The following is a 19,817-nucleotide window of genomic DNA, read 5'->3' as shown; positions in this document are numbered from 1 at the left end:
GGAAGGGGTCGTGACCTCAGGCACGATCGTCGCCGAAGAACTTGATGCGGCGGTCGAGGCGCTCTATGGCTCAGGCCTTACGCCGATCGAGACGGTGCTCTCTTCGGATAGCGCTTCAGCATCGCGACCGATCGGGCGGAACGCGCCCGGCTTGCGCTGGCAAAGCTCACCGCACCTAGGACTGAAGGAATTATCCGCGTTTACGACAGAGCTTGCGGCGCTGGTCAACTCCGGCGTTTCTCTCGATGCATCATTTCGGGTGCTGGCCGGCGCGGGCGCGTCGCCCAGGCGGCTTGCCCTTGCGACCGGCCTCCTGAAGGACATCTTGGCTGGTCAGCAACTGTCCGAGGCCATGAGCCGGAGGCCCGATGCCTTTCCTCCCGACTACATCGCGATTCTCGCTGGGGGCGAGGCTGGAGGTCAGACGGCGCAGGCGCTCACCTTGCTGGGAGAGATGCTGGCGCGCCGCGTCGATATCAGAAACAAGATACGCGGAGCTCTCGTCTATCCGGCCATTCTGTTGGCGATGTCGGCGGTATCAATCGTCGTGATCGTGTTCGTGCTCATCCCGAATCTCACACCGATTTTTTCCGATGCAGGCCTTCCTCTGCCTGGCGTTCTGGCCGCGCTTGCCGATCTGCCCGATCATTGGCCCAGGTATCTTTCCTGGTTCTTGTTTGGAACGATCGTTTGCTGGCTCGCCTATCGCAGAATAGCCGGCCACGAGTTGACGATGAGAAAGCTGGATCGCCTCATATGCCGTCTGCCGGTCATGGGGCCGATCGTTCAGCGACGCGAGGCGGGTCAATTTGCGCGCTCTGCCGGCACCCTTCTCGAAGCCGGGGTGCCGCTCATGACCGCGCTGCAGACTGCGCGATCGCTGGTCACCAACCGATATCTGAGTGCTCGGTACAGCGAGGTTATCACCCGGGTTCCCGAGGGCAGGGCGCTAAGCCAGGTGCTCGAGGGCATGGAATTGCTGCCGCCGGCGATGATAAGGCTCATCGCGGTCGGCGAGGAAACAGGCCAGCTCGCGAAGATGCTCGTCCGTATCGCTTCCAGCCTGGAAGGCGAGGTACAGAGCAGGATCGAGCAACTCGTCGGCCTCCTCACCCCGCTTCTCACCGTTGGCATCGGCGGCCTTGTCGGCGCCTTGATCCTCCAGGTGATGAGCGCCGTCCTGTCGATCAACAATCTGGCCTATCAATGAGGCTGTCGGACGCAAAAAAGTCAGCGGGCTTCTCTCTGATCGAAACACTCGTTGTGCTTTCGATCATGGCGCTGGTCTCGGCCGCCGTCCTGGTGGCCAGGCCAAGGACGGCAGCAGCGCGCGTCAGCGCGGAAGCTCGTGCGATCGCGGCAAACCTTCAACTGGTTCGCAGCCGGGCTCGTGCCGGCAACGACGAAATCATCGTCAGCGTCGATACCCGGAATCGACGCATTGGCGTTGCCCGCGCCATGCGCCAATTACCGACTGGCATGGAGGTCTCGTTGACTGTCGCGACTAGCGAACGTCATGGCGCCGTCGGCGGCGTTCGCTTCTATCCGGACGGTGGTTCGAGCGGTGGCGAGATTGTCCTCACCTATCACGGACGCTCGGAGCGCATCGTCGTCAACTGGTTTACCGGCACCGCGAGGATCGAGTGATGTCGGCCTGGGTTTCGGCATGCAGATTGCCCATTCGACGCCGCCTTCGCGCGGCTCAGCGCGGCTTCACCCTGGTGGAAGTTCTTATCGCTTTCGTTGTCCTTGCCGTCGGCCTCAGCAGTCTGGCAGTTGGTGTCACGGCGGCATTGCGGTCCGACGCCAAAGTGCGTAGCAAGCACGTCATCGATCAGATTGCGGAATCCAGGTTCGAAGCGATCGGCCGCAGTGGCCCGCTGAAGATCGGTCGCCGCGAGGGACGGATCGGGCGTTACCGCTGGAGAGAGAACGTGACGCCCGTGCAGCTTGGGAAAGCCGCTGTGCAGGACCGTGCGGCTCCGCTCGGCGCAATGCTCGTGCCGTCCTGGGTGGAGATCGTCGTGCAAGACGAAGCCGGACTGGAGACAAAGGTGGCTGTCCTCAAGCTGGCACCGGGGACGGCGCAATGACCCGGCATGGACGGATCCGAAAGTTTCGCAGTCTGGCTCGTCGTGCTTCAGAGCGCGGGCTTACCTTGATCGAGCTGCTGGTATCACTGGCAATCTTGATGATCCTGACAAGCTTTACCGTCGGTGGATTATCTGCAGCTGTCCGAGCATTCGAGGCGGACAGCCGCAATAGGCTCGAAATGGCGACGACTGCTGCTGGAGAGAACCTCCGAGGCCTGATCGCCTCTGCGATCAATCTGCCGCAGGCTGGCAACATTTCGTTCGACGGCCAGCGCGAGGAGTTGCGGCTGGTCATCCTGAGCGAGGGCCGCGCGTTGCGCGGGGGCCTGCAGGACGTCCGTATTCGGCGCCGAAACGATGAATTGATTGTCGAGGTCTTCGGATCGCCGAGAGAGAATGGTGATCACAAATTGCCGGTGTCCTCGACGACCATCGTGAGGGGCTTGAGCGATATCCGCTTCCGCTACTTTGGAAACGCCGCTACGAAAAGTGAAGCGGCTTGGCGCAATGACTGGATCAAGCTCGGTGGGCTGCCTGCCCTGGTCGAGATAAGCCTCAACTTCAAGGATGCGGCGCGCAATGGCCCTGCCATCGTCGTGGCGCTTCGAAACGAAGGGCCTTCGGGAGGCTCCTAACCCGCGGCCGAGCGTTACGCCTCGTAAACAATTGGTAAATATACTGATCGGATCGATGTTCGTATTTGCAGGGAAACAGGGCCGATGACTGAAGTCTCGGTGGCGCGATTGCAGGGCTCGCATGGGCTTGCGGACAGGGGGCGACAATTCGTGCGCTGGTGGCTGAACGAGCTGCGCGACTGCGCACCTCAGGCCTGGCGTCACGTCCTGCAGGCTCGAGTCGAAACGCAGCTCTTCGTCTGGAGCGACGAAGGTACCGTCGTCTGTCGTTTGGTGACGCCGTCGGGCGTGCAGGAACGCCGATTTCACGACGGCCCCCCTGACGGAGCGCAGATCGACGAATGGCTCGCGGAACTTCGCTGCGATCGTGATGCCGTACAGATTTGCGTTGCGCTGGAGCCCGCTCTTTTCTTTCAACGCGAGTTCAGGCTTCCGCGATCCGAAATCGGCGCGTTGAAACGAATACTCGAGCAGGAGATCGTTCACCGCACACCATTCCAGCCGGCCGAGATATGGCATGGCGTCACGCCGGACGGCCAGCCGAGTAGTGGGCTGGCGACTTTCCGCCACTGGATTATTCCGAAGGATCGGGCTGAGGCCAAGATCGTTCTATTGGGCTTGCAAGTGGGCGAGGTCGACTCCATCGGGATCAAGTCGGCAACGGATGTCCCCGTCGCGGTCGTTCCGCTTCGCGAGATTCGGCACGACGACCCGCCGTGCGTGATCCAAACGATGCGCGTCCTCGCAGCCGCTCTGCTGGTCGCCACGACGGCCGGCTTGCTGGGATTCGAGTGGTGGCAGTCAAGCCGAGCGGCGGCGCTCGAGGACGAACTCCAAGAAGCTCGGCGCGGCGTCCAGCAAGGGCAGCACGCAGCCGGATCACCCGTTCCTCTACTGGCTCTCAAAGCCCTGCCGGGCAGCCTCGCAACGTGGGATGAACTGTCTCGCGTCATTCCGGACCACACTTTCCTGACTGAACTCCGGATTTCGGGCGGGGCTGTGGCTCTGTCGGGGTTGTCTTCCGATGCGGCCCGGCTCGTGCGGGTTCTGGAGGACTCACGCCTTTTCACCGGGGCTACTTTGCTGGGCGCGATTATCCCCGACGCGACCGAGCAAAGGGACCGATTTCGCATCAGCTTGAAGTTGCGGAATTTCGGCGCCGGACGCGTTGCCAAATCAGCGGAAAGGTCCGGTTCATGACTGGCGAGTTGCTCCGGCGGCGGCTGATTTTCTACGGGCTCAACGGAGCGATCGTGCTGGCTGTCTGCTTTGCAATCTTCGAGCCAATTGTCTCGCATTTCGGTCTGCGCAATGACGAGATATTGGATAGCGCAGCGCAACTCGCTCAGGTCCGGCGTGTCGCGCATGACACGTTCAGGCTCGCCAAGGCTTCGACACCGGAAGCCGATCCGTACCTTGCGGGTGCCGAGGAACGGATCGCCAGTGCCGACCTCCAAGCCAACCTCCAAGCGTTGGCGGGCGCCAAGGGATTGGCGGTGCAGGCCGTGCGCGGGCTGCCGGGACGTCAAGCCGCGCAATGGCGCGCCGTTCCGGTCGGGCTGGAGGTGGAGGGGACGGCCGCGGCGGTGCGGGAACTGGTTGCCGCAATCGAAACCCAGACGCCTTTTCTGTTCATCACCGACTTGTCGCTGCGAACACTTGCCGACGGTGACGATAGTCGTATGCGGGTGAGCTTGACGGTCGAGGGTGCGCTACGCACGCCAAAGCCCTCCCCGGGCGGCCCGCTGTTGAGCGAGATTCGGCCCGGCGGCGAGGGGAAGGCGACGAGCCGATGATCAAAAAGGCGACCCAACTCGGTCGGCGGCAACTGATGCAAGCCATCGTGACGTCGCGGAGCGCGCTTGGGCCCGGGCCCTTCCGTGACCTCTTGCGTGCTTATGTCCCCGGCCAACGGGAATTGAGGTCTATCGCGCCGATCAAACGGGGATTTTTGCTAGGCCTTGCCGGGTTGTTGTTGCTCGCGTTGGCAGCGCCTATCGTGGCGATCGCGTCTCTGGAGTTCGCGATCGCCAGCCAATCCGCCGCCGGCGGCGCCGGTGCCCGGACTTCCCTGGAGCGGGAGAACCAGGGCGTCGGGACGCACGATAACATCCTGCAGCATCCACTCTTTTCGAGGAGCCGTCAGGCGCCGGCAATCGCGGCAGCGCCCGCAATATTCGGCGCGTCCCCGCCACCGGACAGAATGATGCTCGACTCCAGCGTCGCGCTTCGGGGGGTCTTCATGAACGGGGAGCGAGCCAAAGCGTTTATGACCTCGTCGGACAACCCGGTAGGAGCCTGGGTTGCATTGAATGAGCAGTGGTCTGGCTGGCGTCTCTCCGAGATCAAGCCTAACGAGATCGTGCTCGAGGCGGATGGCGAAAGACAGACCCTGCATCTTTCCGTCTTGGCGAAATGAGCAAACCGCTCCGCAAAATGCTGGTGCGGATCAGCCGCTACCTTGCGTGCGCCCTTTGCGGCCGCGCTCCTTATCGCGATCAGTTTCTACTGGCCTGGCTTCTGGTCGTTGGGTTGTGCTGGATCCTGGTGAACGCGCAGCCAAGCTCCATGTGGATCTTGCACCTGCTACTCAGCCTTGGTCTTTTCGCCCTCCTGTCGGCGATCTGTGCGATCGACGCCAGGTTCGGCATTATCCCTGATAGCCTGGTCGGCGCATTGGCGATGGGAGGGGTGGCCGCGGTATCGCTCCAGGACCCGGACGCAATCATGTCTCGCCTCGCGGACGCCGCTATCGTGGCGATTGCGATCGCGAGCTTTCGCTCGATGTTTCGGTGGGTCCGCGGCTACGATGGGCTTGGCTTCGGTGACGTAAAGTTTCTGGCCGCTGCGGCGTTGTGGATCGGCCTTCGCTCGCTGCCGGTCGTGCTTCTGGTCGCCGTTGTCTCGGCGCTCGCCAGCGCATTCCTGCTGGCGTCGCAGCGCTACGAAGTCAATGGTCGGCATGCCATCCCGTTCGGTCCCCATCTCGCCGTCGGGCTTTGGCTCGCTTGGGTGTTCGATCCGATGGGCTTGCTGTCGGGATAGGTTCGCAATAGTCGCGGCACTTGTGGGTCTCAAGCGCGTTTCCTGGCTCGAATAAACTGGACGACCTTGACCGCGGCAATCCCTGCGCAGCCCGCAACGACTTTCTCGAATGCGTCGAACAGGGTGCCGTGCCGGTCGGGTGTCAGCGTCTGAAGCACCTCGAACGTTAGCGCACTGCCGACCACGATCAGGCAGACTAAAGCTGTGCGACGAGGATATGTCGCGGCGAAGAGGCAGCCCAACGTCAGGAAGGCGATCGCGTGTTCCAGATGCGCCCATGTCGCCATGTCGACCCCAAAAAGGAACGGTTTGATCTTTCCATAAACTGTGTAGATGAATTGAACCTTCGTCAGCGTGGCATAACCGATGAGGGAAATGACACCCCAGGCGGCAATCGCAAGCACGGTTGTGACGGTCGATCTCTTCATCGTCGCCTTATGCAGGGCCAAGTGTCAGGCGTTCAATTATTTCGGTAACGCCATCAACTTGGTTCGCCTCTCTCCAAGACCGGGGTTGAAGGCTTAACCACGTCTCGGGCGAGCAGTGTTCGTCCGGCCTACGGGCGGTATAGAATGACCCCTGTCGTGCCAGCAGGGAGACGTGAGAAAGCGAGTACATAGATGAAAGCCAAGGGGATTACGGTCACCGCTGCCGCCGTATTAGCGGCGCTCTTACCTTCCATGGCCGAGGCTCGCGAAGGGGCGGGTCCCTATCGGAAGCACCATTGGCGCAGTGCATACGGATTTCATGCTCGACTCGCGCCTCCCATTGTGACCGTCGTGACGCCAGATCTCTACTATCCCGTCGCGCCTTACGCGTACAACAGACTCGACGATGGATATGATTACCCCTTCGGTTACGGCGAGTACGCCGTCTATGGAAAGTGGGCGCGTGATGCTCTTGGCCGGCCTGACGTGGCGCGTTGCCGACTGGTCTGGTTCGACGGCCCGCGAGTGCGAAGTCTAAACCGCTGCAACTGATTGGGCGGACGTCAGCGGGACTGATCCTCACGTTGATCGATGCGTTGTGCAGTGTGAAGCGCGAGGAGCCAAGCCTCCAGGCAGCGAGCGCCGTCAACTTGCTGGAATGCTTAACGCAAGCCTATCACGAGATCTGGCATTCTCACCGGTCTACTACGGCCGTATTCAGGCTGGCTCGAAGTTATTCATCGAATTAACCTGGTGAACACGTGGCGCGATGAGGATACCCCGAAATGCAAGGGTACTTGTTTGGGGGCGTCGTCATGACCGTCGACACGAGTAAATCTTCAGCGTCTCGGTGCTTCAAGAAACCGCGTTACGACAAGCGCCGGTCGGCGGTAGCGGGCTATACGTTGCTCGAGTTGCTCGTCGTCATGGGCATCCTCGCAGCGCTAACCGCCATGGCGACTCCGCAGGTGATGGGCTATTTTGGAAAGGCGAAGACACAATCCGCGCAGCTGCAAATCGAGAACATCAACACGGCTCTCGAGATGTACTACGTCGAGAATGGGTCCTATCCCAGTCCCAGCGCCGGCCTCAGAGCCTTGGTCGAAGCGACGCCGGAAGCGCCTCGCTGGAACGGTCCCTATTTGAAGAACGCCAAGACACTTCTGGATCCGTGGGGGCGGCCGTACCAGTACACGGTTTCGGAGCAGGGCGAGTACAATGTCTACTCGCTCGGTCCCACCGGGAAGGGAACGAAGAAGCCGACCTCTGCTGCGAATGCGGGCCGGTCATGGGCCGACAACGGGTAAAAGTCTGCTGGGCGTCCGCTCAGGCGCGGCGCTTCTGGTTGTGAAGGAAGGACTCTCGCTGGTGATGGCCCCATCCCTCTGAGCGTGGGCCTTGATGCAGGTTCGCACGCTTTTGTCCTGCACGCAGCTGAGCTGAAAGCATGGGTGTAACCGCCGAGGCTGGATGATCCCATGTCATTCCAGAGCCGGTGCTGTAGTTCCCGCGATCGACTTCGAAAATATCGCGCTCAGGCCAGCCATTGCCGGCTGTCAAAGCTCGGGAATATCTCGTCTCGCTTATCGCGTTGAGACCTTTGTGGTGGCCTGCTTGGTTAGTGTAGTGCCACCGAGACGCCGAGCTTGAATGGCATCCGCTCGTGCCTGCTCCGCTTCGAGCTCCCGCCTTAGCTTGAGCACTTCGTCACGCATGCGGCCGAGCCTGGTGGACGGGAGATCACGCTCCGGAGGCTTGTATCTCTGCTTGTTCATAGGAAGAGACATAGCGGGGGCGTGCGATCGAGCAACTCGATTTAGCCCTTAACCTAACCAGTCAACCTTACTGAGGTAGTTCTCAGGCATTCAGCACGGAAGGCAGTGGCTCATCCGCATGACGGAAGAAGGGCCTCAATAAGAGCAAGCCTGCTCGAGCCTCTTTGGCTGGCGGCATCTGCGGGGCAGGGTCATGCGTCTGCTCCGTCTCGCACATGGCGGTGCTTCTTTCAGCAGTGGGCTGGTGTCATCGTAGCTTGGAGCAGCCCAGGGGCCCTATGCACCATCGTTTCTCATCGCGTGAGATGCTCCAGCGGGTTGGATTGGCTCTGCGGGAGGTCAGGGCGGGGGCTAAAAGATCCAGGCGCTTACAACGAGAAGGAGCTCAGCACCCGGTGTTCTGATCTCGTCTGGCTCAGAACGGCGAAAATCTAAAATTTGACCAGTCGTTTCAATTCGTTTTCAGCTGATCTGGCTTAAAGTTGAGCAAGTTGGCAGGGGAGGGTTCCAGATGTATCATCCACCAGATCACGGATTGCCGCTGGTTCAATTGAAAGAGCGCCGCCGTGAGCTGGTCGTTGCGCTCAGAAATCATAAGGGCCCGATTGGAGACGACGAGCTAACGCAAATTGCTGTCCTCCAGCAGACGATCTCTGCGTTCGAGGATGTTATCGCCGACTTGGATTGCGAGCAGAACGAAGCCACCAACGACAACTCGGATCGTTTGCTGCGTTCGTTTCCGGCCTTCGGACGGCGAAGCGTCGCTCACTCGCCAGCCTAAGGTGCTCGATAGTCTCGGCTGAGGCCCTGGTCTTTGGGCATTCCGTGGACCGGTACGAGAAGGCTTCTTGGAGCAGCTGCAACAGCAACAGAGACCGCCTGCTACGGCGGTCTCTTCAATTTAGATCGCGATCTTCATGCTGGGAGGCTACGCTGGGTTGGCAGCAGCCTGGCTGCGACGCCGATAGGCCAGGAAGCCGACGCCGGCAAAGCCGAGGATCATCATGGCCCAGGTCGAGGGTTCGGGAACAGCGGTCACGGGTGCCGCGATGTCGACCCTAACCTGTTCGAACGCATCGATGTTGCGGCTGGTGATTAGGGAGCCTTGCGTAATCACGCTGCCATCGGCCACGGTCGCCAGAAAGAAGTTGCTGCCGCCGTCCTTCAGGACGAAATCATAGACGTTGTTGCCAAGCGTCAGATCTCCATAGGCTCCGTTGTTGAAGCTGAAGCTGACTGTGGTCGGAGCCTCGTTCTTGTCCAGCTTTGGGGCCTGGATGTTGAACAGCACCGCGCTATAGCCTGTAACCGTTCCCGCAGGGACGAAGGAGAGGTCATCGAATGCGACATTGAACGCTGTGATCTTGGCTTGGCCGTTGGCGTTCGTACTCAGCGCATCATTGCTGGTGATCGTTATCAAATCCGCGTGGGACTGGTTTCCGATTGCAGTGACGGAATGCTGATTGGTTTGCGCGACCTGAAACAGAGCGTTCTGATCGAAATCACCAAGGCCATTTACGGCCTGGATGACTATGGCGGCGTGGGCGGACGAAGCGGCAGCAATGGCCAATGAGGCGCCCAGAAAAACTCTAACAGAACAAAACACCGATGCCTCCTTGAAGAAATCGAGCGCATAGTAATTTCGGGAACTTTATTAGTCGAGGCCTTGTCGGGAAAAAATAGTATGATTGATTAGTTCCGGGGTAATAACATTATTATTATCAAAGTGTTATGTATATAAGCCGGTGCGTTATGCAGCGGGAGTTTTTGGCAATCAGCGCGGTTTCAAGTTGAATTTTTCAACCTCAATGCGACGGTCTCTTGTGCGGTGCCGGCGATCGTCCGGCACGAAATTGCAACGATCCCACCGTCTCGTTGTGCTTCAGAGGAACGTGATCATCAGCATCTTCTCGGCTAAACTCGAGGTGGCGTAGCGGCAAGGTGAGGCACGATGAGGCTGGGCCCTTATGTTGACGGTGCTCGCCTGCATTCCCGGTGATCGGCTGATCGATCTCAGGGACAAGCTGCCCCGCACCGTCAGGACGATTGACTTACTGGTTTCGGTCGAGCCGTTCTACGCGCGGCTATATGTTTACCAGCCGGGTTTCCCGGCCAGCGCTCAAAGTTGCTGCCGGAACCTGCCCAACTCGGTGCTCAAGTTACCAGTCATCGACGGCAGGTTCTGCATCCGGCAGAGCCAGCCGAAGATGAAGTGGAAGATGCAGGTCTTGGGGCGGCCCGGCGAATCCGCCTGACCCGATGAGCAGCATGGACGGATCCAAAGCCGGAGCAATCACCGCTTGCCCTTAGAGAGCCTGGCCGCAAATCTCCGATTGTTGCGCTCCTTCGCTTCGGGAAGCGGGCCGCAGGACATATCAATAGCGATCTGCGCATGCGGGGCGCGCTCTGTCGTGGTGAGTATTTTCTGGGCGACGACGTTGTGCCGGCGCATCAATCAATTGTGTGTTGCGACTTCAGGCGGGGCTCACAACTCACGGAAAGCATGTTTGCCGATCGCACGTCGGACTGGTTTCGCTGCATTACGCCAAAAGCACTGGGAACAACACCTGCGGTAGCGGCCTGTCCCTGCGAGTAGTTTGCGGAGACAAGAATGTATCGGTTCATCGCCTGCTTGATCTGTATAATGTTCGCGACGGCTCCTGCGCCAGCTCAAGTCGATCTGCGTCAACCCAACGGTCCTGTCGACCTGCGTGTCGATGGGCGCGCGAACAAGCGCGAGGGTTTGCCGCCGAGTGCCGCCGACAAAGGCAACTTTGTTTATGGCAATCCGGTGTATGAGAGCGATTGCGCCGAGGTCGAGCAGTTGAGCCCGAACGTCAGACGACGTTATCAGTCGCGGGTGCGTCGTGCCTGCGGGCTGGAATGACAGATCAAGAGAACGCCCGGGAGCGACCTCTGAACCTCTGAACCAGTCAAACGACCATTGGTGTCCGTGACTGGGCTCCCTTGGTCTTTAATTATCCCGCAGTGCCGCATTTCCACCTCCTGACTCGATCAGGCCGGCGGCGCCACGACTTGGGTGATGCCTTGGGGGGAACTGAACCCTTAAAGAATTCCTAATTCGGTATTGCGCTCTTTAAAGACTGAATTTAAGCTGCGCCCCGCAGATATTAAAATCTATTTAAATGAGGTCGTCATGAAATACAGCTTATACGCTGCGGCCTTTGCCGCAATTCTTGGGTTCTCGGGCAGTGCGAACGCGGCTCCTATTCCGTTCACAAACTATGGTGCATCTGACGGGATCACGGCAAACCTTGCTCAGCCCGCCGTCCCTGGTCCCAATGCTGTAAATTGGGTGGGCCAGCCCAATGGTACCTGCGGTCTGAGCAACTGCGGCTGGAATCCTTTTGGCACGTCAGACGCGACGCATAATTGGATCAACATCGGCAATGCAGGCTCCTTGACCTTCGACTTGGGCCTTTTGGCGAACAGCATCAAAGACAATGTTCTCTATCTCATCTGGGGCTCGCCGAACGGCGACAATACAATCACCTTAGGTGATGACACCTTGACCACCGCGGGTCTTGGCGCGACCGTCAATCAGCAGAACAATCCGGCCGGCTATCTGATTGGTCTGCAGCTCAACGGCGCCAACGAGATCACGTTCAGCACGTCTGAAACTGCTTTTGAATTCGCCTTTACCGCGCCGGTCCCCGAGCCCTCCACGTGGGCCATGATGATCCTCGGCTTCGCTGGCGTCGGCTTCCTGGCTTACCGCCGTCGCCAGTCGACAGCGATGAGTGAGGCGTAGCGAACTACGCCACGAGAGTTTTGAAAGACCGCCTTCGGGCGGTCTTTCTTGCGCCCTGAGGGTGCGGTCCTGACAATGAGCCCGTGCGTTCGTCTTGAACCGCTGCGCCACCCGCCCAGATCAGGGCGCGCGGAGTGACCTGCCACTGAATGTTCATCCAGCGGGAGTTTGAGTCTCGGGGTGTGTACGCCAAACGGCGCGGGTGGAGCAACGGACGAGCGGCGGAGCTGGTCGGGATTGCGCATCGATCCGCAAGCCTGGCTGGCGGACGTCTTGGCCCGCATCGCCAGCACCCCGCAAGGTCGGATCAATGAGCTGCTGCCTTGGGCATGGAAGAACAGCCCTGTTCAGTCTGCGGCCTGATCGGGCCACCATCCCGCGGCCCTCACCGGCCTCACCGGACGGTTACTAAGCTGGTTCTTCTGAAACAAAACCTGTGAAGGCTTTTTCATGGGCGGCCCTCCGCCTCAGCAGGCTGCCAGTACTTCTTAGGAAATCGCACCCTTAGCCGCAGCTAAATATGATCTCGATTTAGAGCTATGAAAGCTGCCAATCGAAGCCCTAGTGCAGTCACTGTCAACGTTGGATTTGCTTGGCCCGACGTCGGGAATACCGACCCGCTACAAAGGTACATATTGGGCAGATCGAAAGTTTGGAGATCGCCGTTCACTATACCATCGGCCGCACTAAGAGCCATTCGAGTCGTTCCGAGCTGGTGGGTGCCATGTCTGGCCTGCCGGAGGACGTTCGCCATTATATCATCTGTTTTGCTACTGCTGAGCTCCACTCGTGCGAATGCCGAATTCTCCAGCGATTGCGACATTCTATAATGAAGCTTCGCAACTGAAGCAGCATCCTCTTGCTGGAATCGAAGGTCGATGGCCAGCTGGTTTCGGCCCAGATAGTCCTTTTGATGGGTCAGCCTCACGCGGCTGTCGCCGTGAGGGAGATGCTCAGCGTGATAGATCAATCGATATTGGTGTTTCCTGTTCCGGATAAAGAACCCAGGAGGGCGCGGAGAAGCAGCTAGTCGTTTCACGATCGTGCAGATATCCGCGTAGGAGTTTCTCCAATTACCTAATCTGAAGTTGCGCAAGTGATCGGAGGCACTGGTCAATGATGAACCGGTGTGACGCCGCCGCATTACTTCCGGTAGCGCGGACCGTCCGATGCGATTGGCTGCAACCACCAGATAGAGGGTAGATAACATTGCGCTTTCGTGCCTCGGGTCCGCAATTGCGCCTTCGGGCCACAGGGCGGTGTTGGATAGGCCCAATTCAGTTTGGGTCTTTTCAGTCGGTTGGAAGCGGCGTCTTACGAATGTTCCGCGCTGGAGTGCAAAATCGAAAAGATCAGTATATTCCGGGCGAGCGAACCGAATGTCCGCTATCGAACCTGTGACGTGGCCCATATAATATCGGCCCAAATGCCCTTCGCTCCCACCGAACAGGGCGGGATGAGAACGCTGCATGTTCAAGAGAAGCTTCGTCGTTTCAAGTCCGCCTGCAGCGATGATCAGAGTACGGACGGACAGCGTCGTGACGAGGTCGCCGTTCGATGACGCTACTCGCACAGCTTCGACTTTGCCTTGTCCGGATACAAGGACATCGGTGACGACCGTGTTGAGGGAGATGCTGATCCGCGTCGATGTCTTGAGCCGCGCCATGTGCTTGACTTGCGTTCGACGAATCTTCGCGAACCGCGCCAAATTGTTGGCTTGAAATGTTGTTTGGTCAAAGCAGGCACTCAGATGATCGGAAAATTCTGATGGGCCTGCATCTAGAAAGGCACAAGCTGGCTCATAGTATCGTGCTAATTCCTGGTATTCGATCGGCCAGACTGTACTCGATAGGAATTGGCGTCGGCTCAAGTCGATTGGATCAAACGGGACACAGGCGCCTGCCCAAAGGTTTGATGTGCCACCAAACATCTGAGCTGACACGGCTTCCAAGGGATCGTGAGTGGCTTCCGAGAGGACGGTTGCCTGCGACAACCGGCTTAGCGATTTATCTCGATGAAGGCCGCCAGATTCTAGTATCCGGCTCGAAATGCCGCGGCGATCAAGCTCAAGGGCAATCGCGAGTCCTGCGGGCCCAGCGCCGACTATGGTGACCTCATCTCGTGTTATTTTGTGCGCGAAGACATTGTCGAACATCGTTCGCTCAATTTCAATGCGGATAAGACGGCCTTTCGTGTCTCGTTTCTCGTCGCCTTGGACTCGCATCTAGATAAGTAGGCCCACCTGCAACAATACGCTAAAGCGCAAGCCAGAGCTGGCCGCAATCGCTTTCTCCGCCGATGATGAGAGTGTCCGCACGAACAACCAGGCTTCCCGTCCATCTTGCTGGCGTATGCCGGCGAACTGACGGGAGCCGATGTTATCACGGTGAACATCGCCGCGAAAATCCAAAGGCGAGCAAGGAGGAGAGAAAGAGCTTCACGGCAATGGTCCTTAATCAAAAATGTCGAGGCATTCACAGTAGCTAACTTTGGTCCAACCATCGTTAGGTTGCAACAGCAAATTGCGCTCGGCCGGCACTTCGGCGGTTGCAGTCCTTCTTTCTCAGCAACCGATCACGCCCCCCGCAAGGCAGGCGGGCTTGCTTTCAGGATGGTGGAAGGCGCCGACCTAGGATAAAGCGGCGAAGTGCTTTGATTGCTCGATGGACCGCGGATGACAGCTTTCGCCGGCGCGGTGGGATGACGATCAAGACGTAGAGAACATTGAGCAGTAGCCAACTGCCCAGCGCGAGCAAAAGGACTTTCATTCGAAAAATTCCGAGGCTGTCGGCGGCAATAGGATCGTAAAGGAAATGTCCTATTCGACCCCCAGTTGGCTCGCGTTTTCAAGCGCGACCTTGGTCGCCTCAGGGAGAGCCGAGGTCCGTGGCTTCAGGTCCGGCGTTGTCTCGAGCGTGCGCGCCGTCGTGCAGACTTGGCAGGTCGCAATCCGTAGCCGCAGATGCCTCCGAGGAAAAAGGAGGCGATGCTGACCGCTACCGCGGGATTGAGGTCCATTCACTTAAGTCTTACTAGTGCTTCCTGAATTCGTCCGAGCGCGCGGTTGCTCGGTGCTTTTCCGGGCAGCGCTTGGGTCGTCAGGAACCCCACGATTTCCCAGGAGCCGCTGCATTTCCTGGATCACGGCGAGCCGCCGTTCGACCTCGCGAATGGACCTAAGTCGTTGCTGGTGAAACAAGACCTGCGCCGGGTTCTTCATGGGCCCGTCCTCCAGATCGGTAGGTTGCCAGAATTTCCCGGTTGGCGTCTCTAACTTATTTTAACGGCATCGATTTCTCGGGTTCGCACGATGCGTGGGGCGAATAGGAGAAGCGAACGTCGCCGCCCAGCCGTAAGGGTAGGGTATTAGTCCTCAGCCTTCGCGAGCTACGGAAGGAGGCGCGAGCTGCCGCGCCAATTCTTCACTTGCGCCGTGCTGGACGATTGCTGTCTTCCTGCATCTCTCGAGCGATGCGCAGGCGCCTTTTCTCCAGCTCAGCAAGCCGTTCCTGTATCTCTCGGATAGCGTCGGCTTGGGCCGGGGAGGTCGGGGGCGACTTTGGCGACGACTTCATGCTTCGGCTCCGAATGCGCGCGACCATGCCCGACGACCCTGTCTGGTGGTATGAGGTAGTTCACAGGCATTGTGATTTCCTTCGTCGGCCGGCAGCAAGGCAATTCCCGGCTTAACCTCACTTCTTAGCGTTAAGCCACCCCATACGTATGGCGCTGGTCGTCCGCGCCTAACCCTTTCGTGCTGCGCATAAGCGCAAGCTGCCTCAGGGAATTCGCGAGCTACCATCACGAGAGATGAAAAAGAATCCCGCCGAGAAGCCCGGCGGGAGTTACTGAGATTGCGACCGGCTCAGGTCGCGCGACCTTTCTAGCATTGCGTTGGCAATGTTCAATCCTCGGCGCCGTGTGTGGACAAAGTACCGGCGGCCGAAGTCAATCATCAAACTGCCGACGCCGGGAGCGGCTGAGCATCGAAAAAACCTACAAAACGGGTGAGAGCGTCCTCATCGTGCCACGGCCGCTAGGCGGTCGGTTTATGCGGCTCGGGCGAGTGCAGACCGCTGATCGCGACGTCGATAGGTCATCAAACCAACCCCGGCGAAGCCAACTAGCATCATTGCCCAGGTCGCTGGTTCGGGCACAGCACCGATCTCGCTAATAACAACGCTATCAAAGGCGGAGCTATAATCGTCGCTAGGATCACCGCTTAGGAACGTGAAGGTGACTGCGTCAGTTTTTGCCAGATCAGAAAAGGTAAACTGCTGCCAGGCCTGGGTTGTTTCGCCAGCACCGGCCGTGTTCTCCGCCGAATAAACCTGCGAGCCGTTGACCAGCAAATTCACAGTTGTCGAATTGCCGAAAAATCCACCAGGTTGATCGACGACATTACCAACCCAGAATGACACCGAGTAGGTCTTTCCTAAGAGCCCAGTCAAAGTGATCGCAACGCCCTCGGTGCCATTGGCGTTCTGTCCGGCCAGATCTGCCCACTGTTGACCGCTCTGGGCGACGAACGAAAATCCGCTTTGTTTGAAGTCAGTCGTGACGACTGACACTGCATCGCTCGCCCCAGCGGGCCCTACCGCGGTCCACGGCCCAATGTTCGAGCCAGTGCCGTAATTGTCGTACCCGCCGGCAGTGCCGCTCGGTCCGGGGATATGAGTGACTTTGGGCGCCTCGAAACCGTCAGAAAACAGTATCGAAGCTGCTTGAACCTGGCACACGCTTGCGATCAAAATTGAGCCCACCGCCAGCGGCAAAAAGCGAGACATTATGATCTCCGAAATAAATATAACAATGAGGTAATTTAATCTTAGATTCTTGCGTGGAGCAATCATTATTGGCGTGGAACTATATTATTGCCGACCTGAGCGCCCGATGGGTGATCCACTCTGCGGTCTCGCCACCCAGTGCAGCGCCTAGGGATCGTGTTCTGAATCTCGCATAAGTCCTTTGCAGGGCAGGGCGGTTAGGGCTGGAAACACGTTCAGGATCGCGTCGACCAGCATGAGAGCGGTCATGCCGGCGGCGCTTTGGCGCCGAGGCGGTGCAGGCGCATGATCGCTCAAGGACCGCGCGCGGTCGTCAAGAAAAGCGAACGGAAGCCGCGCTTATCAATACAGATTGTTTGGGGAATGATAGTATCTCTCCGGCGAAGGCCGCCTTGCGTAATTTGCGAGACGGCCTGAGGATTTGACCTTAAGTCTAGCTTTAAGGTCACGTCGGGAATGCAGGTCAATGTGTTGGGCGCCGAGCGTCGGCGGCGATGGAGTTACGACGAGAAGGTCCGTCTTGTCGAAGAGACCTTGCAGCCCGGCGAGACGGTCTGCGGGGTGGCACGCCGGCACGGGGTGGCTCATAGCCTGCTGTTCACCTGGCGTCGACAAGCGCGCCAGGGGCGACTGGGCGGAGATGCTGCGCCTGCTCTTGTTCCCGTCGAGATCACACCTGTAGCGGCTCCGATCTCGAGCGGCACACCACAACTGGCGTCTTCACCGCCTGCGCAGCGTGCAAGGGCTGGAATCATCGAGATTGAGCTCGGGGGCGGCTGTCGTGTTCGCGTTGACCGTGACGTGGACGTTGAGGCGCTGCAGCAGGTTCTTGAGCTCTTGCGACGACGATGATTCCGATTCCGAGCGGCGTCAGGGTCTGGATCGCGACCGGCCACACCGATATGCGCCGCGGCATGCGGAGCCTGGCTCTTACGGTGCAGGAGAGCCTGAAGCGCGATCCCCATGCCGGCGATCTCTACATCTTCCGAGGCCGCAGCGGCGATCTGGTCAAGATTCTTTGGCATGATGGGTTGGGCATGTCGCTCTATGCCAAGCGCCTGGACCGAGGCAAGTTCATCTGGCCTTCGGCGTCAGACGGCGCGGTATCGATCTCAGCGGCGCAGATGGCCTATATGCTGGAAGGGATCGACTGGCGGAATCCACAACTGAGCTGGCGACCGAGAAGCGCGGGTTGAGCACAAAATCCAGCAGATTTTGCATTTTTGGGGAGTCCCAACGCTTCCAATCTGTGATTCACTGTGTCGCATGGATGCTGGGCGCGACACTGTTCCGGATGACATTGCCGCCCTGAAAGCGGCGCTGGCAGCCGAGCGCGCGAAGGCTTTGGAGATCGCAGCTGAACTCGCGGTCGCCCGCGCGAAGTCGTCTGAGGACGAAGCGCTGATCGCCCAGCAGAAGCTGCAGATCGCCAAGCTAAAGCATCAGATCTACGGCCAGCGGTCGGAGCGTTCGTCGCGCCTGATCGAGCAGTTGGCTTTGACGTTCGAAGAGCTGGAAAGTGATGCCACTGAAGACGAGCTGGCGGCAGAGCACGCTGTGGCCAAGGCGACGACGGTGCGCGGATTTACGCGCAAGCGAGGCGAACGACAGACCTTCCCTGAGCATTTACCGCGCGAACGAGTGGTCATCGAGCCGCCGACGGCTTGCCAGTGCTGTGGCGGCAATCGTCTGCGCAAGCTCGGCGAGGACGTGACGAGGACACTGGAAGTGGTGCCGCGCCAGTGGAAGGTGATCGAAACGGTGCGGGAGAAGTTCTCCTGCCGCGACTGCGAGAAGATCAGCCAGGCGCCGGCGCCATTCCATGCTGTCGCCCGGGGATGGGCCGGCCCGAGCCTGTTGGCCATGATCATGTTCGAGAAGTTCGGCCAACATCAGCCCTTGAACCGCCAGGCTGAGCGCTACGCCCTCGAAGGCGTGCCGATCGCGCTGTCGACCATGGCGGACGCCGTGGGATCGGTCTGCGCGTCGCTGGATCCCCTGATGCGCCTGGTCGAAGCTCATGTCATGGCGGCCGAGCGCCTGCATGCCGATGATACGACCGTGCCGGTGCTGGCCAAGGGCAAGACCGATACGGGGCGGTGCTGGATCTACGTCCGGGACGACCGGCCGTTTGGCGGCACCGGCCCGCCGGCGGCGATGTTCTACTACTCCCGCGACCGCAGGGGCGAGCATCCCCAGGCGCATCTGGCCCGGTATGCCGGCATCCTGCAGGCCGACGCCTATGATGGGTATAACCAGCTCTATCTGGCGGGGCGCCAGCCCGGACTGATCCGGGAGGCCGCATGTTGGGTCCATGCGCGGCGTCCATTCTTCGCCATGGCCGACATCGAAGAGAATGCGCGTCGCAAGGCCGCCGGTAAAAAGGAGATCCCACTCTCGCCCATCGCGGTCGAGGTCGTGCGGCGGATCGATGCGCTGTTCGAGATCGAACGCTCCATCAATGGCAGGAGCCCCGAGGGGCGTCTGGAGACGCGACAGACGCTGAGCCGGCCTCTGGTCGAGGACCTTCAGGTCTATATGCGGGAGCAGCTTGCCAAGCTGTCCCGTGGGCACGACCTGGCCAAGGCGTTCAACTACATCCTGAAGCGATGGGCGAGCTTCACTCTCTTCCTCGAGGACGGGCGGGTTTGCCTCTCCAACAATGCCGCCGAGCGAGGACTAAGAGGTATAGCTCTCGGGCGAAAGGCCTGGCTGTTCTGCGGCTCTGACCGCGGTGGTCGGCGTGCGGCTTCCATGTATAGCTTGATCGTCACGGCCAAAATGAACGGCATTGATCCGCAAGCATGGCTCACGGATATCCTTGCCTGCATCGCCGCCCACCCAGCTCATCGGCTCGACGAGCTGCTGCCCTGGAATTGGACACCGGGATCAGCAGAAGCAGTTGCAGCATAGGGCAAGACAATGGCTCACGGACGAAACAAGTATCAATCACGAGAGAACCGTGCTCGTGTCCGTGAGATATTGCTTCGCGACTGGGACCCTATCGGGGTCTACGGCATACCACAGGCCACCGACGAGTATGACACCTACGCAAATAGGGCCTACGTCATGCTGATGGACGAAGGTGCGACCGCGAGCGAAATCTCCGGCTATCTCTATATTGTCGCCACCGAGCATATGGGATTAACCGACCACGGGCGCCTAGCTGAGAAGAGCGATCAGGTTGCCCAACTACTAGTCCAGCTTCGGCCTGAGTTCGGTACCCACTGAAACGCCATCGCCCGAAACTTTGCTGACCGCGGCCCTCACCGGAGGGTTACG

At 59.3% G+C, this 19,817-nt stretch carries 20 protein-coding genes and 2 pseudogenes; 18 read left to right on the top strand and 4 right to left on the bottom strand.

Annotation, left to right across the window (positions count from 1 at the left end):
* The first annotated feature begins 10 nt into the window (after positions 1 to 10).
* The 8 genes from K408_RS0128125 (at position 11) to K408_RS38905 (ending at position 5,773) form a co-directional block, all read left to right on the top strand.
* Positions 11 to 1,210 carry a type II secretion system F family protein gene (locus tag K408_RS0128125; protein ID WP_024341582.1) on the top strand — a complete coding sequence of 400 codons (1,200 nt, stop codon included), beginning with the start codon at positions 11 to 13 and terminating at the stop codon, positions 1,208 to 1,210.
* The gene (locus K408_RS0128120) at positions 1,207 to 1,647 is read left to right on the top strand and encodes a GspH/FimT family pseudopilin (protein ID WP_024341581.1); all 441 of its coding nucleotides are present in this window, start codon (positions 1,207 to 1,209) and stop codon (positions 1,645 to 1,647) included. Before K408_RS0128125 ends, K408_RS0128120 begins: the two co-directional genes overlap by 4 nt.
* Positions 1,647 to 2,093, top strand: a complete 447-nt coding sequence (locus K408_RS0128115) for a type IV pilus modification PilV family protein (RefSeq protein WP_024341580.1) — start codon at positions 1,647 to 1,649, stop codon at positions 2,091 to 2,093. The genes K408_RS0128120 and K408_RS0128115 overlap by 1 nt, the downstream gene beginning before the upstream one ends.
* A complete protein-coding gene (locus tag K408_RS0128110) occupies positions 2,090 to 2,728 on the top strand; it encodes a prepilin-type N-terminal cleavage/methylation domain-containing protein (RefSeq protein ID WP_080654929.1) in 639 nt (212 codons plus the stop codon). Before K408_RS0128115 ends, K408_RS0128110 begins: the two co-directional genes overlap by 4 nt.
* An 84-nt stretch (positions 2,729 to 2,812) precedes the next feature.
* Positions 2,813 to 3,928: a PilN domain-containing protein gene (locus tag K408_RS0128105; RefSeq protein WP_024341578.1), complete on the top strand. Its 1,116-nt coding sequence runs from the start codon at positions 2,813 to 2,815 to the stop codon at positions 3,926 to 3,928.
* A complete protein-coding gene (gene gspM, locus K408_RS0128100; protein WP_024341577.1) occupies positions 3,925 to 4,524 on the top strand; it encodes a type II secretion system protein GspM in 600 nt (199 codons plus the stop codon). The genes K408_RS0128105 and gspM overlap by 4 nt, the downstream gene beginning before the upstream one ends.
* Positions 4,521 to 5,147 carry a hypothetical protein gene (locus K408_RS0128095; RefSeq protein ID WP_024341576.1) on the top strand — a complete coding sequence of 209 codons (627 nt, stop codon included), beginning with the start codon at positions 4,521 to 4,523 and terminating at the stop codon, positions 5,145 to 5,147. The genes gspM and K408_RS0128095 overlap by 4 nt, the downstream gene beginning before the upstream one ends.
* A 17-nt stretch (positions 5,148 to 5,164) precedes the next feature.
* Positions 5,165 to 5,773, top strand: coding sequence for a prepilin peptidase (locus tag K408_RS38905; protein WP_196232409.1), 609 nt, complete (start codon positions 5,165 to 5,167; stop codon positions 5,771 to 5,773).
* Positions 5,774 to 5,802: 29 nt separating this feature from the next.
* Here the strand turns inward: K408_RS38905 and K408_RS40435 are convergent, their stop codons facing one another.
* On the bottom strand, positions 5,803 to 6,201 hold the full coding sequence (locus tag K408_RS40435) for a VanZ family protein (protein WP_057196219.1): 399 nt from the start codon (positions 6,199 to 6,201) through the stop codon (positions 5,803 to 5,805).
* An 815-nt stretch (positions 6,202 to 7,016) separates the two neighbouring features.
* Between K408_RS40435 and gspG the strand changes: the two genes are divergently transcribed.
* Complete coding sequence (gene gspG / locus K408_RS38895) at positions 7,017 to 7,508, top strand: type II secretion system major pseudopilin GspG (RefSeq protein WP_080654934.1); 492 nt, start codon at positions 7,017 to 7,019, stop codon at positions 7,506 to 7,508.
* A gap of 979 nt (positions 7,509 to 8,487) precedes the next feature.
* A complete protein-coding gene (locus tag K408_RS38890) occupies positions 8,488 to 8,757 on the top strand; it encodes a hypothetical protein (protein ID WP_024341572.1) in 270 nt (89 codons plus the stop codon).
* Between the two features lie 147 nt (positions 8,758 to 8,904).
* On the opposite strand, the gene K408_RS0128070 is transcribed toward K408_RS38890, so the two are convergent.
* Entirely contained in the window at positions 8,905 to 9,546 is a 642-nt protein-coding gene (locus K408_RS0128070; RefSeq protein ID WP_196232408.1) for a PEPxxWA-CTERM sorting domain-containing protein, read from the bottom strand.
* A 397-nt stretch (positions 9,547 to 9,943) separates the two neighbouring features.
* On the opposite strand from K408_RS0128070, the gene K408_RS0128060 reads away from it, so the two are divergent.
* The 4 genes and pseudogenes from K408_RS0128060 to K408_RS41310 all read left to right on the top strand — a co-directional run.
* Positions 9,944 to 10,231 carry a hypothetical protein gene (locus tag K408_RS0128060; RefSeq protein WP_024341570.1) on the top strand — a complete coding sequence of 96 codons (288 nt, stop codon included), beginning with the start codon at positions 9,944 to 9,946 and terminating at the stop codon, positions 10,229 to 10,231.
* A 356-nt stretch (positions 10,232 to 10,587) separates the two neighbouring features.
* Positions 10,588 to 10,863, top strand: a complete 276-nt coding sequence (locus K408_RS0128055; RefSeq protein WP_155248657.1) for a hypothetical protein — start codon at positions 10,588 to 10,590, stop codon at positions 10,861 to 10,863.
* Between the two features lie 759 nt (positions 10,864 to 11,622).
* A pseudogene (locus K408_RS44360) lies at positions 11,623 to 11,748 on the top strand (PEPxxWA-CTERM sorting domain-containing protein); the annotation flags it as partial.
* Positions 11,749 to 11,991: 243 nt separating this feature from the next.
* Positions 11,992 to 12,111 (top strand): annotated as a pseudogene (locus K408_RS41310) (transposase domain-containing protein); the annotation flags it as partial.
* A 151-nt stretch (positions 12,112 to 12,262) separates the two neighbouring features.
* On the opposite strand, the gene K408_RS41305 reads toward K408_RS41310, so the two are convergent.
* Both K408_RS41305 and K408_RS42330 read right to left on the bottom strand, forming a co-directional pair.
* Positions 12,263 to 13,903, bottom strand: coding sequence for a GMC oxidoreductase (locus tag K408_RS41305; RefSeq protein ID WP_196232407.1), 1,641 nt, complete (start codon positions 13,901 to 13,903; stop codon positions 12,263 to 12,265).
* 1,894 nt (positions 13,904 to 15,797) lie between these two features.
* Positions 15,798 to 16,535 (bottom strand): PEPxxWA-CTERM sorting domain-containing protein, encoded by a 738-nt coding sequence (locus tag K408_RS42330; protein WP_196232406.1) that lies wholly within the window; start codon positions 16,533 to 16,535, stop codon positions 15,798 to 15,800.
* 456 nt (positions 16,536 to 16,991) lie between these two features.
* On the opposite strand from K408_RS42330, the gene tnpA reads away from it, so the two are divergent.
* From tnpA to K408_RS0128015, 4 genes are all read left to right on the top strand, one after another.
* Positions 16,992 to 17,387 (top strand): IS66-like element accessory protein TnpA, encoded by a 396-nt coding sequence (tnpA, locus tag K408_RS44355; RefSeq protein WP_024336872.1) that lies wholly within the window; start codon positions 16,992 to 16,994, stop codon positions 17,385 to 17,387.
* Entirely contained in the window at positions 17,384 to 17,731 is a 348-nt protein-coding gene (gene tnpB / locus K408_RS0128025; protein ID WP_018272609.1) for an IS66 family insertion sequence element accessory protein TnpB, read from the top strand. Before tnpA ends, tnpB begins: the two co-directional genes overlap by 4 nt.
* Before the next feature lie 70 nt (positions 17,732 to 17,801).
* Positions 17,802 to 19,448, top strand: a complete 1,647-nt coding sequence (gene tnpC / locus K408_RS0128020) for an IS66 family transposase (RefSeq protein WP_024336871.1) — start codon at positions 17,802 to 17,804, stop codon at positions 19,446 to 19,448.
* 156 nt (positions 19,449 to 19,604) lie between these two features.
* Positions 19,605 to 19,766, top strand: a complete 162-nt coding sequence (locus K408_RS0128015) for a hypothetical protein (RefSeq protein WP_245269062.1) — start codon at positions 19,605 to 19,607, stop codon at positions 19,764 to 19,766.
* Positions 19,767 to 19,817 lie beyond the last annotated feature (51 nt).

This window comes from Bradyrhizobium sp. in8p8 (assembly GCF_000426845.1).
Classification (GTDB): domain Bacteria; phylum Pseudomonadota; class Alphaproteobacteria; order Rhizobiales; family Xanthobacteraceae; genus Bradyrhizobium; species Bradyrhizobium japonicum_C.
This window is presented reverse-complemented; position numbering and strand designations above follow the sequence as displayed.